The sequence below is a fragment of the Streptomyces sp. NPDC044106 genome (assembly GCF_056433985.1).
Window position 1 is genome coordinate 117,555 of the sequence record NZ_JBWKFZ010000013.1, and the last position, 13,726, is coordinate 131,280.

General features: G+C 72.6%; 12 protein-coding genes. 11 read left to right on the plus strand and 1 reads right to left on the minus strand.

Annotated elements, in window-relative coordinates; translation table 11 throughout:
- Positions 1–31: 31 nt before the first annotated feature.
- The 5 genes from glpK to mtnB all read left to right on the plus strand — a co-directional run bounded on the left by glpK (position 32) and on the right by mtnB (position 5,325).
- Complete coding sequence (glpK, locus tag AC07DI_RS24380) at positions 32–1,579, plus strand: glycerol kinase GlpK (RefSeq protein WP_384251683.1); 1,548 nt, start codon at positions 32–34, stop codon at positions 1,577–1,579.
- A 5-nt stretch (positions 1,580–1,584) separates the two neighbouring features.
- Complete coding sequence (locus tag AC07DI_RS24385) at positions 1,585–3,195, plus strand: glycerol-3-phosphate dehydrogenase/oxidase (RefSeq protein ID WP_384251681.1); 1,611 nt, start codon at positions 1,585–1,587, stop codon at positions 3,193–3,195.
- A gap of 200 nt (positions 3,196–3,395) precedes the next feature.
- Positions 3,396–3,986: a 1,2-dihydroxy-3-keto-5-methylthiopentene dioxygenase gene (locus AC07DI_RS24390; protein ID WP_384251678.1), complete on the plus strand. Its 591-nt coding sequence runs from the start codon at positions 3,396–3,398 to the stop codon at positions 3,984–3,986.
- Positions 3,983–4,711, plus strand: coding sequence for an acireductone synthase (gene mtnC / locus AC07DI_RS24395; protein ID WP_478906089.1), 729 nt, complete (start codon positions 3,983–3,985; stop codon positions 4,709–4,711). Before AC07DI_RS24390 ends, mtnC begins: the two co-directional genes overlap by 4 nt.
- Positions 4,708–5,325 carry a methylthioribulose 1-phosphate dehydratase gene (gene mtnB, locus AC07DI_RS24400; RefSeq protein WP_478906090.1) on the plus strand — a complete coding sequence of 206 codons (618 nt, stop codon included), beginning with the start codon at positions 4,708–4,710 and terminating at the stop codon, positions 5,323–5,325. The genes mtnC and mtnB overlap by 4 nt, the downstream gene beginning before the upstream one ends.
- 144 nt (positions 5,326–5,469) lie before the next feature.
- Here mtnB and mtnA read toward each other — a convergent pair whose 3' ends face one another.
- Entirely contained in the window at positions 5,470–6,531 is a 1,062-nt protein-coding gene (gene mtnA / locus AC07DI_RS24405) for an S-methyl-5-thioribose-1-phosphate isomerase (protein WP_478906091.1), read from the minus strand.
- A gap of 364 nt (positions 6,532–6,895) precedes the next feature.
- On the opposite strand from mtnA, the gene AC07DI_RS24410 reads away from it, so the two are divergent.
- Genes AC07DI_RS24410 through AC07DI_RS24435 form a run of 6 tightly spaced genes read left to right on the plus strand, consistent with a single transcriptional unit; the run spans position 6,896 to position 13,709 of the window.
- Positions 6,896–7,963, plus strand: a complete 1,068-nt coding sequence (locus AC07DI_RS24410) for a BMP family ABC transporter substrate-binding protein (protein ID WP_478906203.1) — start codon at positions 6,896–6,898, stop codon at positions 7,961–7,963.
- Positions 7,947–9,512, plus strand: coding sequence for an ABC transporter ATP-binding protein (locus AC07DI_RS24415; protein WP_478906092.1), 1,566 nt, complete (start codon positions 7,947–7,949; stop codon positions 9,510–9,512). The genes AC07DI_RS24410 and AC07DI_RS24415 overlap by 17 nt, the downstream gene beginning before the upstream one ends.
- Before the next feature lies 1 nt (position 9,513).
- Positions 9,514–10,644: an ABC transporter permease gene (locus tag AC07DI_RS24420; protein WP_478906093.1), complete on the plus strand. Its 1,131-nt coding sequence runs from the start codon at positions 9,514–9,516 to the stop codon at positions 10,642–10,644.
- On the plus strand, positions 10,644–11,546 hold the full coding sequence (locus AC07DI_RS24425; protein WP_478906094.1) for an ABC transporter permease: 903 nt from the start codon (positions 10,644–10,646) through the stop codon (positions 11,544–11,546). Before AC07DI_RS24420 ends, AC07DI_RS24425 begins: the two co-directional genes overlap by 1 nt.
- Positions 11,543–12,304 carry a phosphorylase family protein gene (locus AC07DI_RS24430; protein WP_478906095.1) on the plus strand — a complete coding sequence of 254 codons (762 nt, stop codon included), beginning with the start codon at positions 11,543–11,545 and terminating at the stop codon, positions 12,302–12,304. The genes AC07DI_RS24425 and AC07DI_RS24430 overlap by 4 nt, the downstream gene beginning before the upstream one ends.
- A 49-nt stretch (positions 12,305–12,353) precedes the next feature.
- Positions 12,354–13,709 (plus strand): amidohydrolase, encoded by a 1,356-nt coding sequence (locus AC07DI_RS24435; RefSeq protein ID WP_478906096.1) that lies wholly within the window; start codon positions 12,354–12,356, stop codon positions 13,707–13,709.
- Positions 13,710–13,726: the final 17 nt, after the last annotated feature.

The window sequence follows — 13,726 nt, forward strand, 5'->3', positions numbered from 1 at the left end:
AGCCGTCAGCAAAGAACTACTGGAGCACACCGTGACCGACGCACACACCGCAGGCCCCTTCATCGCGGCCATCGACCAGGGCACCACCTCGAGCCGCTGCATCGTCTTCGACAAGGACGGCCGGATCGTCTCCGTCGACCAGAAGGAGCACGAGCAGATCTTCCCGAGGCCGGGCTGGGTCGAGCACGACGCCGCCGAGATCTGGACCAACGTCCAGGAGGTCGTCGCCGGAGCCGTCTCCAAGGCCGGCATCACCAGAGACGACATCAAGGCGATCGGCATCACCAACCAGCGTGAGACCACGCTGCTGTGGGACAAGAACACCGGCGAGCCGGTGCACAACGCCATCGTCTGGCAGGACACCCGCACCGACGCGCTCTGCAAGGAGCTCGGGCGCAACGTCGGCCAGGACCGCTTCCGCCGCGAGACCGGCCTCCCGCTGGCCTCCTACTTCGCGGGGCCCAAGGCCCGCTGGCTGCTCGACAACGTCGAGGGCCTGCGCGAGCGCGCCGAGGCGGGCGACATCCTCTTCGGCACCATGGACTCCTGGGTCATCTGGAACCTGACCGGCGGTGTCAACGGCGGCAAGCACGTCACCGACGTCACCAACGCCTCCCGCACCATGCTGATGAACCTGCACAAGATGCGGTGGGACGAGCGGATCTGCGAGTCCATCGGCGTCCCCACGCAGATGCTCCCCGAGATCCGCTCCTCCGCCGAGGTCTACGGCGAGGTCACCGGCGGAAAGCTCGGCGATCTGCTGGGCGGCATCCCCGTCGCCTCCGCGCTCGGCGACCAGCAGGCGGCCCTGTTCGGCCAGACCTGCTTCGACGAGGGCGAGGCGAAGTCCACGTACGGCACCGGCACCTTCATGCTCCTGAACACCGGTGACAAGGCCATCAACTCCTACTCGGGCCTGCTGACCACCGTCGGCTACCAGATCGGCGACCAGAAGCCGGTCTACGCCCTGGAGGGCTCCATCGCCGTCACCGGTTCGCTGGTGCAGTGGATGCGCGACCAGATGGGCCTGATCAACTCCGCCGCCGAGATCGAGACGCTCGCGTCGTCGGTCGAGGACAACGGCGGCGCCTACTTCGTACCGGCCTTCTCGGGCCTCTTCGCCCCGTACTGGCGCTCCGACGCCCGCGGTGTGATCGCCGGCCTGACCCGGTACGTCACCAAGGCGCACATCGCGCGCGCCGTCCTGGAGGCCACGGCCTGGCAGACCCGCGAGATCACCGACGCCATGACGAAGGACTCCGGCGTCGAGCTCGCGGCCCTCAAGGTCGACGGCGGCATGACCTCCAACAACCTGCTGATGCAGACCATCTCCGACTTCCTCGACGCACCCGTGGTGCGCCCGATGGTGGCCGAGACGACCTGCCTCGGCGCCGCCTACGCCGCCGGTCTCGCCGTCGGCTTCTGGTCCTCGACCGACGAGCTGCGCGCCAACTGGCGCCGGGCCGCCGAATGGACCCCCCACATGGACGCGGGCACCCGCGACCGTGAGTACAAGAGCTGGCTCAAGGCCGTGGAACGTTCCATGGGCTGGCTCGACGAGAACGCTGCCGAGGAGTAAGAACCATGACCACCCTGCAGAGCGTCCCCGCCCTCGGGACGCATCCGGCCGCCGGTTCCCACCAGAGCCGCGCCGAGACCCGGGAGCAGCTTTCCAAGGCGACGTACGACCTCCTGGTGATCGGCGGCGGAATCCTGGGCATCTCCACCGCCTGGCATGCCGCGCAGTCGGGGCTGCGGGTGGCCCTGGTGGACGCCGCCGACTTCGCCGGTGCCACCTCCTCCGCCTCCTCCAAGCTCCTCCACGGCGGTCTGCGCTACCTGCAGACCGGCGCGGTGAAGCTGGTCGCGGAGAACCACTTCGAGCGTCGCGCGGTCTCCCGCCAGGTGGCCCCCCACCTGGCGAACCCGCTCACCTTCTACCTGCCCGTCTACAAGGGCGGCCCGCACGGCGCGGCCAAGCTGGGCGCGGGCGTGTTCGCGTACAGCGCGCTGTCCGCGTTCGGTGACGGCGTCGGCCACCTGCTCTCGCCCTCCAAGGCCGCGCAGGACGTGCCGGAGCTGCGCACGGACAACCTGAAGGCCGTCGCCGTCTACGGCGACGACCAGATGAACGACGCCCGCATGGCCCTGATGACGGTCCGTGCGGCCGTCGAGGCCGGCGCCGTCGTCCTCAACCACGCCGAGGTCACCGGGCTGCGCTTCACCAAGGGCCGGGTCACCGGCGCGGAGCTCAAGGACCGCATGAGCGGTGACGAGTTCGGCGTCAACGCCCGCCTGGTCCTGAACGCCACCGGGCCGTGGGTCGACCACCTGCGCAAGCTGGAGAACCCGAACGCGGCACCCTCCATCCGCCTCTCCAAGGGCGCGCACCTGGTCCTCAAGCGCACCGCCCCCTGGAAGGCCGCGCTGGCCACGCCGATCGACAAGTACCGCATCACCTTCGCCCTGCCGTGGGAGGACATGCTGCTCCTCGGCACCACGGACGAGGAGTTCGAGGGCGACCCGGCAGACGTGCGGGTCACCGAGTCCGACACCGCCCAGATCCTGGACGAGGCCGCGTTCTCCATCCGCGACCAGCAGCTGTCCCGCGATCTGATCACGTACTCCTTCGCGGGTCTGCGGGTGCTGCCCGGCGGTCCCGGCGACACCTCGAAGGCCAAGCGCGAGACGGTCGTCACCGAAGGCGCCGGCGGCATGCTGTCGGTGGCGGGCGGCAAGTGGACGACGTTCCGCCACATCGGGCGTACGGTGATGAAGAAGCTGGAGTCCCTCCCGGGGCACCCGCTCGGCGACGACTACGAGCCGATCTCCGAGCTGCCGAAGAAGCTGCCGCTGCCCGGTATCGCCAACCCGCGCGCGGTCGCGCACCGGCTCCTGGTGGACGGCCCCGCGCCCGGCCCGCGCATGGCCGCCGACACCGCCAAGCACCTGGCGACGCACTACGGCTCGCTCTCCTTCGACATCGCCCGCCTGGCGAATGAGAACCCCGAGCTCGCCGAGCGCGTCCACCCGGACGCCCCGGAGATCTGGGCCCAGGTCGTCTACGCCCGCGACAACGAGTGGGCCGAGACGGCGGACGACGTGCTGCGCCGCCGCACGACGCTGACGATCCGGGGCCTGGCCACGGACGAGGTGCGCGGCAAGGTCGAGGACCTGCTGGGCAAGAAGGCCTGACGGATTCCTCCGCACCTGACGGACTCCTCCGTAGAGGAGCCGTAGAGGACCGTTGGAGGGTCGGTAAGGGGCGGTCGCCATGGCGACCGCCCCTTACGCGTGTACTGGGCCGGACCGTCCACGCTGTGGGACGCCCTGTGCTGCGCCGACGGTGCGGACTACGATCCGAAGATCAGCCCTGACCTGCCCTGGAGTGACTCATGACTCTCCTCACGACCTGGCCGGAGACCGGCCCCGAGACCGTCGTGCGCCGTACCTCGGACCCGGCTGAGATCGCGGCCGCGCTCGCTCCGGTGGGGGTGCGGTACGAGCAGTGGCCGGTGCGCGAGGACGTGCCGGCCGACGCCGACAGCGACACCGTGTTCGCCGCGTACCGCACGGAGATCGACAGGCTCAACGCCGAAGAGGGCTTCAGGACCGTGGACGTGGTGGCGCTGCACCCGCCGGCCGGCGACGACCCCGAGTGGGCCGGGAAGGCGAAGGCCGCCCGGCAGAAGTTCCTCGCCGAGCACACGCACGACGACGATGACGAGGTGCGGTTCTTCGTCGCGGGCGCCGGGATCTTCTACCTCCACGTGGGCGGCGAGGTTCATGCCGTGTACTGCGAGAAGGGCGACCTGCTCGGCGTGCCGCGCGGCACGACGCACTGGTTCGACATGGGGACGTCCCCCGCGTTCACGGCGATTCGCTTCTTCCACGAGGAGGACGGCTGGATCGGCACGTTCACGGGCAGCCCGATCGCGGACCGCTTCCCCGACTTCGACGAGATCCACGCGGGGTACGCCGCGTGACGGAGCACAATCCGGGCGCCGTGGACGCCGTGGTGCTCGACATCGAGGGCACCACGAGCGCCACGGGGTTCGTGGTGGACGTGCTGTACCCGTACGCCCGCGAGCGGTTCGGTGAGCTGCTCGCCTCGCGGGGCGCCGAGCCGGAGGTGGCGCGGGCCGTCGCGCAGGTGCGGGCGGAGATCGGCGAGCCGGACGCGGACGCGGCGCGGGTGGAGAAGGTCCTCGGCGAGTGGGCCGACGCCGACCGCAAGGCGACGCCCCTGAAGACGCTCCAGGGCATCCTGTGGGCGGAGGGTTTCGCGCGTGGCGAACTCGTCTCGCACTTCTACCCGGACGTCATCCCGGTCCTCCGGCGCTGGCACGCGGACGGAGTACGGCTGTACGTGTACTCCTCCGGGTCCGTGGCCGCGCAGCGGGCATGGTTCGCGCACTCCGCGGAAGGCGATCTGCTGGATCTCGTCAGCGGTCTGTACGACACACAGAACGCGGGCCCCAAGCAGGAGGCGGCGTCCTACCGGGCCATCGCCTCGTCCACCGGGGTCACCCCCGGGCGGCTGCTCTTCCTCTCCGACCGGCCCGGCGAGCTGGACGCGGCGCGGGCCGCGGGCTGGCGGGTGGTCGGGGTGCGCCGGGCCGGGGAGCCCTATGCCGACGCCGACTTCGGCGACCACCCGCAGGTCTCGGCCTTCTCCGGGATCACCCTTGCCACCGGGAGCAGTTCATGACCGAGACCACCACCGCGGCCATGGATCTGGCGGAGGCGGGCGCCGTGCTCGCCGCGGAGGCCGCGCGGTTCGCTTCGTTCGGGTGGATGCGCGGGACGTCCGGGAACCTCTCCCTGGTCCTCTCGCGGGATCCGCTCCGGCTCGCCGTCACGGCCAGCGGCCGCGACAAGGGCGAACTGACGGCGTCGGACGTGGTGCTGACGGACGGGCAGGGGGCGGCGGCCGGGCCGGGGCGCCCCTCGGCCGAGGCGGCGCTGCACGCGCGCGTCGTGCGGCTCACCGGTGCGGGCGCGGTGGTGCACGTCCACACGGTGGCGTCGGTCGTCATGGGGCAGCGCTCCCCCGACGGGATCCCCTTCGAGAACCTGGAGATGCTGAAGGGGCTCGGGCATCCGACGCACGAGGTGGCGGTGACGCTGCCGGTGATCGAGAACAGCCAGGACATGGGGGTGCTCGGGGATCGGCTTGAGGCGGCGCTGCGGCCGGGGATGCCGGCGGTGGTGGTGGCCGGGCACGGGATCTATGTGTGGGGTGCGGATCCTCGCGAGGCGCGGCATCGGGCCGAAGTCGTGGAGTGGCTGCTTGAGTTGGAGCTGGAGCGGGGGCGGGGCTGAGGTTTTGCCTCCGGCGGTTCTTTCCCCGATCCCGCCCCTTCCCGAATGTTCCGGCTCCGCCGGGCGGGGCTCGGTTCTTCACCGGCTCCGCCGGGTTCGTCCTCAAACGCCGGACGGGCTGTGATCGGCTCTCTGCGCTCGCCCTCAGACGCCGGGCATTCCCTCCGGCAGCTCTCCCTTCGATATCTCCCGTACGCCCCGCTCCGTCACCAGTGCCGTCACCAGGGAGCCGGGGGTGACGTCGAAGGCGGGGTTGTGGCCTCGGGAGTCCGCCGGGGTGGTGCGGATGCCTGCCCACTCCAACACCTCGTTCTCCGGGCGGAGTTCGATGTGGATGCCGTCGCCCGTGGCCGTCGCCAGGTCCACCGTGGTGGTCGGTGCCGCCACCATGAACGGGATGCCCGCGTGCGCGCAGGCCAGGGCGACGCCGACCGTGCCGACCTTGTTGGCGGTGTCGCCGTTGGCAGCGATGCGGTCCGCGCCGACGATGGCCGCGTCGACCTCGCCGCGCAGGATCGTGCCGGCCGCCGCGCCGTCCGCCTGGACGTGGTGCGGGATGCCTTCCTGGGCGAGTTCCCAGGCGGTCAGGCGGGCGCCCTGGAGGAGGGGGCGCGTCTCGTCGGCGTACACCGTCTCCAGACGTCCCCTGGCGTGAAGTTCCCGGATGACGCCGAGCGCCGTTCCCCAGCCCGCCGTGGCGAGGGCGCCGGTGTTGCAGTGGGTGAGGATGCGCAGCGGGCGGTCCGTGCCGGGCGCGACGCGGTCGAGGAGCCAGTCGGCGCCGTACGCGCCCATGGCGTGGTTGGCCGCGAGGTCCTCGCGGACGATCGCGTCGGCCTCGGCGAGGACCGCGTCGATGCCCCGGTCGACGTGGGGCCGCACGCGGTCGACGCACACCATGAGGTTCACCGCGGTGGGCCTGGCCTCGCGGACGCGGGTGATCTCGGCATCCAGGCGGGTCCGGTCCCAGCCCTCGCGTGCGGCCTGGGCCATGGCGACGGCGACGCCGTAGGCTCCGGCCGCGCCGATGGCGGGGGCGCCGCGCACGACGAGGCGGACGATCGCGTCGACCACGCCGTCGACGGTCGTGACGTCGAGGCGTTCCAGGGAGTGCGGGAGCGCCGTCTGGTCGATGAGGGAGAGGGACGGCACGCCGCCCTCCGCGGCCGCCGCCCAGGTCACGGCGCGCAGTTCCTGGCTGTTCATGGGGGTCAACTCCGAGTGCGAGGGGGGCGTTTCCGGCCATGGGAGGAGGGGTGCCGTCACCGTACCCGACGTGCTCGAACCACATGTCGAGACGACCGCACGGCCGTCCGAATTCCGGTGCTACCCTCGCCGCCACCCAGGACAGATCGATCCGATCGACGGTGCGAGGAGGACAGCCATGGCCACGAAATCCGGCGCGATGTGCTGCCCCGCCGCGTCCTGTGGCCGCCGAATGTGCCGCTGTCGCCGCTGTTTCCGCTGAGCGACACCGTTCCAGCACGTACGACTCTCCTGTCACCACGTACGACTCTCCTGTCACCGCCCGTGCCCCGGGCACCTCCACGAAGGCGATGCCATGCCCCTGCTGTCTCCGCGTACGCGCACGCCCCTGAGACTCACCGCCGCGACCGTCGGCGCCGTCCTGCTCGCCACCGGCTGCAACGCGGCGGCGAAGGACGGCGCTTCGGGCGGTGAGGGAAGCGGCAAGGCGTTCACGCTCGTCACCCCCGACCCCGTCGCCCAGAACGAGTTCCTCAAGCTCGCCGTGTCCGGGGTGAAGGCGGCCGCGAAGGCGCACGACGGCTCGCAGAAGGTGTTCCAGAGCAGCGACACCGACTCCCGGCAGCAGAACGTCGCCTCGGCCGTCGACTCCGCGCCCGACGTCATCGCGCTCGTCGGCTTCGAGTTCGCGGACATCGTGGCGCAGCAGGCCGAGGCCCACCCGAAGCAGCAGTTCCTGCTCGTCGACGCGTGCACGAAGAAGACGTACGAGAACGTCACCTGTGCCGTCTTCCGCGAGCACGAGGCCGTCTTCCTCGCAGGCGCCGAGGCAGGACTGCTCACGAGGAGCAAGAAGGTCGGCGCCGTCGACGTGCTCGACACCCCGCAGTTCCGGCGGTACAGCGAGCCCTTCGCGGCGGGCGCGAAGAAGGTGAAGCCGGGCGTGCGGTCCCGGACGCTGTTCGTCGGCGGGCAGTCGCCGTTCAACGACGCGGCGCGCGCCAAGGACCAGGCGTCGACGCTCGCGTCGGGCGGCGTCGACCAGGTGATGGCGGCCGCGGCCGCGGGCAACACGGGTGTCTTCCAGGCCGCGAAGGCCGCGCGGGCGAAGGGCGGCAAGGGCTTCACGGCGTACGGCGTGGACGCCAACCAGTGCCTGACCAGCCCCGGCGAAGTCGTCGACAACGTCTTGAAGAAGACCGACGTGGCCGTGGAGAAGGGCATCGGGCAGATCCTCGACGGCAAGGGCGGCACCACCGTGTCGTACGGCCTCAAGGAGGGCGGCATGTCGCTGACCGGCCTGGAGCCGGGGCTCAAGGACTCCGAGTGCCTGATCGCAAAGCCCGCCAACGCCGACGTGCTGGCGCGCGTCAAGAAGCTGCGCGACGACATCGCGGCCGGAAAGCTGACCGTCGATGACCCCGCGGCCTGAGCCGGACGGCGCCCCCCACGCCGTCGAACTGCGGGGCATCACCAAGGAGTTCCCCGGCACCCTCGCCAATGACCGCGTCGACCTGACTGTCCGGCGCGGTGAGATTCACGCCCTGATGGGTGAGAACGGCGCGGGCAAGTCGACGCTGATGTCCGTCCTGTACGGACTGCTGCGCCCGGACGCCGGGCAGATCCTGCTCGACGGGCGCGAGGTGTCCTTCACGAGCCCGAGCGAGGCGATCGCCGCGGGCCTCGGGATGGTGCACCAGAGCTTCAAGCTGTTCCCGTCCTTCACGGTCGCCGAGAACGTCGTGTACGCGGCCGAGCCGCGCCGGTTCGGTCTCACGGACCGGGCGGAGGCGGTGCGGCGGGTCGCGGCGCTCGCCGAGGAGCACGGGCTCGCCGTCGATCCGTCGGCGAAGGTCGGTGACCTGCCAGTGGGGGTGCGCCAGCGGGTGGAGATCCTCAAACTCCTGTACCGGGGCGCACGGACGCTCATCCTGGACGAGCCGACGGCCGTGCTGACGCCGGCGGAGGCGGACGCGCTCTTCGGGGTGCTCCGCTCCCTGGCCGACGACGGCCGCACCGTCCTTCTGGTCACGCACAAGCTGCGCGAGGTCATGGAGGGCAGCGACACGGTGACCGTACTGCGGGACGGGCGGGTCGCGGCGCGCATGCGGACCGCCGACACGAGCGCCGACGCCATCGCGGCGGCCATGACAGGGCGCGCGGTGGAGCTGGACCGGGTGCATCAGGACGGCTCCCCCGGCGGCGTCGTCCTGACGGTCGAGTCCCTGGCGGCGGACGGGGTGCGGGACGTGTCGCTCACCGTCCGCGCCGGGGAGATCGTCGGCGTCGCGGGGGTCGCGGGCAACGGCCAGTCCGAACTGGTCGAGGCCGTCGCGGGGCTGCGGCCCGCCGTCGCGGGCCGGGTCACGCTCGCCGGGCAGGACGTCACCGGCGCGTCGGCCGCGGAGCGGCGTGCGGCGGGGCTCGCGTACGTCCCCGAGGACCGCACGGCGGTCGGCACGGCGCCGGCCGCGACGGTCGCGGAGAACCTCGCCATGGGCCACCACCGGGGGCACGGCCTGCTGCGCCCCGGATGGTTCCGCGAGCACGCGCGCGTGCTCGTCGAACGCTTCGGCATCAAGGCCGCGTCGACGGGACAGCCCGCGGGTTCGCTCTCCGGCGGCAACCTCCAGAAAGTCGTGATCGGCCGCGAACTGGCCCACGAAGCGCCCCTGCTGATCGTCGAGCAGCCCACCCGGGGCGTCGACATCGGCGCCGTCCAGACGATCCACGACCACCTGGTCGCGCACCGCGACGCGGGCCACGCGATCCTGCTCGTCTCCGCCGAACTCAGCGAGATCCGCGGCCTCTCGGACCGGGTCCTCGTGATGTACGAGGGCGGGATCGCGGCGGAGTTCACCCGCGCGGAGGCGGACGAGCGGACGCTGGGCCTCGCGATGGCGGGCGGAGCACCCGACGGGTCCGCCACATCCCCCGCCACGGCGCCCGTCCCGTCCGCCCCTTTGAAGGAGGCCCCCTGACATGGCCGTCGAGAGCCTCTCCCGCCTGTACGGGGAGCACTCCCCCGTCCGGCGGGCCCTCACGTCGTCCGCCCTGCACTCCGTCGTCGCCGCCGTCCTCGTCGGGGCGCTGTTCCTCGTCGGCACGGGCGCCGAGCCGCTCGGCGCGTACGGGTCCGTCGTCAGCGGCTCGCTCGGGCCCGACGGGATCGGGTCGACGCTGACCACCGGGACGAGCATCCTGGGTCTCGCCGTCGCGCTCGCGATCCCGATGCGGGCGGGCCTGTTGAACCTGGGCGGCGACGGGCAGCTCGTGCTCGGCGGGATCGCCGCCGCGGCCACGGGTCTGTACGTTCCGGTGCCCGCGCCGCTCGCCGTGGTCGCCGCGCTGCTCGCCGGGATGCTGGCGGGCGCCCTGTACGCGGCGCTCGCCGCGGCCTGCCAGAACCGGTTCGGCGTACCGCTGCTGGTGAGCAGTCTGCTGCTGAGCTACCCGGCGATGTCCTTCGCGTCGTACCTCGCACGGTTCCCGCTCAAGGAGGAGGGGTCGAGCCTCCCGCAGACCCGGCGGCTCCCGGCCGGCGTGGAGCTGCCCGCCTTCGGGTCGTCGACGGTCACGGTCGGGCTCGGGCTCGTGGTGATCGCCGCGGGCGTCTTCGTCTTCGCCGACGCCAGGACCGCCACCGGCTACGAGATCCGCATGACGGGGCTCAACCCGCGCTTCGCGGCGTACGCGGGCGTGGACGCGCCCCGGCTCACGCTGCGCCTCATGGCGGTGTCCGGCGCCGTCGCCGGGCTCGTCGGCGCGATCGGCGTGCTCAGCTTCCCGTACCGCTTCATCGACGGTTCGCTGACGGCCGCCGGGCACACCTGGACCGGTCTGACGGCCGCGCTCCTCGCCTCGGCCGCGCCGCTCGGCACCGCGCTCGCCGCGCTGTTCTTCGCCGCGCTCGACGTGGGCGGGCTCGCGATGGAGCGCGCCACGGAGGTGCCGCGCGAGCTGACGCAGGTGTTGCAGGCCGTCGTCATCGTCTTCCTGGCCGCGCGCCTGCGCTTCACCTGGCGGCGCGCGGCCAGGAAGGCCGTACCTCCGAAGGCTCCCATGGCCGCTACGGCCCCCGTGGCTCCCACCGCTCCTGAGGGGGACCTCTGATGTCCGTCGACTCCGCGCTGTTCCACTCGGCGCTCCTCGCCCTCACCCCGATCCTGCTCGCCGCGCTCGGCGGCGCGGTGTGCGAGCGGGCCGGCGTGTTCAACATCGGCCTCGAAGGGATGATGCTCGTCGGCTGCTTCAGCGCGGTCGCGGGCAGCTGGTTCACCGGCAGCGCGTGGCTGGGTGTCCTGTTCGCGGCCCTGTCGTCCGCCGCGTACGCGATGATCCTCGCCGTGGGGACCATCAGTCTGCGGGGCGACGCCGTCGTCCTCGGTGTCGCGCTCAACCTCCTCGCCGTCGGGCTCACGGGGTTCCTGCTGCGTACGGTCTTCGGCGTGCAGGGCACGTTCTCCGACCCGGACCTGGCGGGGCTCGGGACCGTCGACCTGGCCTTCCTCGGGCCCGTGCTGTCCGGGCACTCGCCGCTCGTGTACGTGTCGTGGGCGGCGGTCGCCGTCGCCGCCGTGTTCCTCTCACGTCACCCGTGGGGGCTGCGGCTCCGCGGGGTCGGCGAGGCGCCGGACGCGGCGGCGACGCTCGGGGTGAGCCCGGTGAAGTATCAGTACGCGGCCGTCCTCACCGGCGGGCTGCTCTGCGGCCTCGCCGGGGCTCAACTCGCCCTCGGCAACGTCACGTTGTTCTCGGAGAACATGACGGCGGGGCGCGGCTGGATCGCCGTGGTCGCGGTGCTGCTGGGCCGGGCGCTGCCCCTGGGGGTGCTGCTCGCCGGGCTGCTCTTCGGGGTCGCGGAGGCGGTCGGGTTCCGGTTGCAGGGCAACGGTCTTCCGCCGCAGGCCACCGACGCCGCCCCCTACGTGGTGACCCTGGTCGCCCTCTTCCTTTCCACGGCGCGCCGCAGGCGCCGCAAGCAACCCGAGTCCCTCCTAGGAGCCTCCACATGACGTCGCTCACCGACGCGCTGCCCATCACCCGTGTCCCCCGCGTCGGCCTGCCCGCGCACGCGGTCGTCGTCGGCGACCCGGGCCGTGCGGCCGCCGTGGCCGATCTCCTGGCCGACGCGAAGGAGGTGTCGTACCACCGTGAGTACCGCGTCTTCGCCGGCACCTGGCAGGGCACGCCCGTCGTCGTCGCCTCGCACGGCGTGGGCGCGCCCGGCGCGATCCTCCTCTTCCAGGAACTCGCCGAGGCAGGCGTCACGACGATCCTGCGGCTCGGCACGGCGGGTGCGATCCGCCCCGGCATCCGCGACGGCGACCTGGTCATCGCGGACGCGGCGGTGCGCGACGACGGCGTGACGCAGCAGCTGATCCCCGCCGAGTACCCGGCGTTCTCGGCGCCGGAGGCGGTGCTCGCCCTGGAGCGCGCGGCGCGGGCCGCCGGAGCCCCGTACCACCGCGGGGTGGTGTGGACGCGGGCCGCGTTCCAGCCGGGTTTCCTGCCGCTGCCCGGCGAGGCGTACGCGGCCGCCGGGATCGCCGCGATCGAGATGGAGCTCTCGGCGCTGTACGTCTTCGCGTCGACGCACGGTCTGACCGCGGGCGGCGCCCTGGTCGTGGACGGCGCGAACGCCGACGAGCTCGTCGACAAGGACGCCACCGGCGGGTACGACCCGCACCGCGAGGTGGTCGCCGCCGGGGTCGACCGGGGTGCCCGGATAACCTTGGACGCGCTGCGCCTGCTGGCCTCCACCGAGCGCTGAACGACCGTAGCGATCAGCCCCGACCGAGGCGACCAGGGAGAACGGAACGATGCACCCCACTGACCTGCCGGCCCAGGACCGCGGCGGCTCCATAGACCTGCTGGTGCACGGCGGCGACGTGCTGACCGTCGACGCGGCGGGCACCGTCGTGAGGGACGGGGCGGTCGCCGTGCGCGGGGGCCGCGTCGTCGAGGTGGGGCCCGCGGAGCGGCTGCGTGCGGTGTACGAGGCGGCCGAGGAGATCGACGCGCGCGGCTGCCTCGTCCTGCCCGGCCTGATCAACACGCACACGCACCTCGCGATGAACCTGATGCGCGGCATCGCCGACGACGTCACGCTCCAGGGCTTCCTGGCCCGGGTCGTCCCGCGCGAGGCCGCGATCCTCTCGCCGGACACGGTGGCCACCGCGATGCGGGCCGCCGTCGCGGAGTCCGTACGGGGCGGGGTGACGACCGCGCTCGACATGTACTGGTTCCACGAGGCGGCCGAGGAGGCGGCCCGCGACGCCGGGTGGCGGCTGCTGACCGGGCCGACGTTCATGGACGTGCCCGGCCCGCCGGACGGCAGGCCCTACGAGGAGCGGCTCGGCTGGGCGACCGCGCACCTGAAGGCGTACGTTCCGGCGCCGGGCACCCGTCCCGTCGTCTGCGCGCACTCCGCGTACACGCTGGACCCCGCGCAGCTCACCGGGATCACCGCGCTCGCCCGGGAGCACGGCGCGCTGCTGCACATCCACGCGTCGGAGAACGCGGCGGAGGTGGCGACCGTCGTCGAGCAGCACGGCATGCGCCCCGTGGAGCTGCTCGACTCACTCGGCGTGCTCGGGCCCGACACGCTGCTCGCGCACGCCGTGGACCTCACGGACGCCGAGATCGCGACACTGGCCCGCACCGGCACGGCGGTGGCGCACTGCCCGGTGTCCAACCTCAAGCTGGGCTGCGGCATCGCGCGCGTGCCCGACCTGCTCGGCGCGGGCGTCACGGTCGGCCTCGGCACCGACGGCGCGGTGTCCTCCAACACGCTCGACCTGCTGGGCGCTGTGAGGGTCGCGGCGCTGGTGCACAAGGCGGGCGGCGACCCCACCGCGGTCGGCGCCGAGCAGGCCGTCCGGATGGCGACCGTCGAGTCGGCGCGTGCGCTCGGGCTCGGTGACCGCCTCGGTTCGCTGGAGGCGGGCAAGCAGGCCGACCTGATCGTCCTCGACCTGGACCGGCCGCACCTCGCGCCCCGGCACGACCCGTGGTCCACGCTGGCGTATGCGGCGTCGGCCGCCGATGTCCGGGACACTGTGGTGGACGGCCGTGTCCTGATGCGCGACCGAACCCTGCTCACCCTCGACGAGCAGGCCGTCCTGCGGGCCCTCCAGGACGCGGCGACCACCTCCGAGGCGGCACCGGTCTCCTGACCCGCAGCCCCGGACCG

Excerpts from the sequence above, each read along its gene's own strand:
- AC07DI_RS24385 (WP_384251681.1), top strand. The coding sequence starts at position 1,585 with ATGACCACCCTGCAGAGCGTCCCCGCCCTCGGGACGCATCCGGCCGCC.
- AC07DI_RS24415 (WP_478906092.1), top strand. The coding sequence starts at position 7,947 with ATGACCCCGCGGCCTGAGCCGGACGGCGCCCCCCACGCCGTCGAACTG.
- mtnA (WP_478906091.1), bottom strand. The coding sequence starts at position 6,531 with ATGAACAGCCAGGAACTGCGCGCCGTGACCTGGGCGGCGGCCGCGGAG.
- AC07DI_RS24390 (WP_384251678.1), top strand. The coding sequence starts at position 3,396 with ATGACTCTCCTCACGACCTGGCCGGAGACCGGCCCCGAGACCGTCGTG.
- AC07DI_RS24420 (WP_478906093.1), top strand. The coding sequence starts at position 9,514 with ATGGCCGTCGAGAGCCTCTCCCGCCTGTACGGGGAGCACTCCCCCGTC.
- mtnB (WP_478906090.1), top strand. The coding sequence starts at position 4,708 with ATGACCGAGACCACCACCGCGGCCATGGATCTGGCGGAGGCGGGCGCC.
- AC07DI_RS24430 (WP_478906095.1), top strand. The coding sequence starts at position 11,543 with ATGACGTCGCTCACCGACGCGCTGCCCATCACCCGTGTCCCCCGCGTC.
- AC07DI_RS24435 (WP_478906096.1), top strand. The coding sequence starts at position 12,354 with ATGCACCCCACTGACCTGCCGGCCCAGGACCGCGGCGGCTCCATAGAC.
- AC07DI_RS24425 (WP_478906094.1), top strand. The coding sequence starts at position 10,644 with ATGTCCGTCGACTCCGCGCTGTTCCACTCGGCGCTCCTCGCCCTCACC.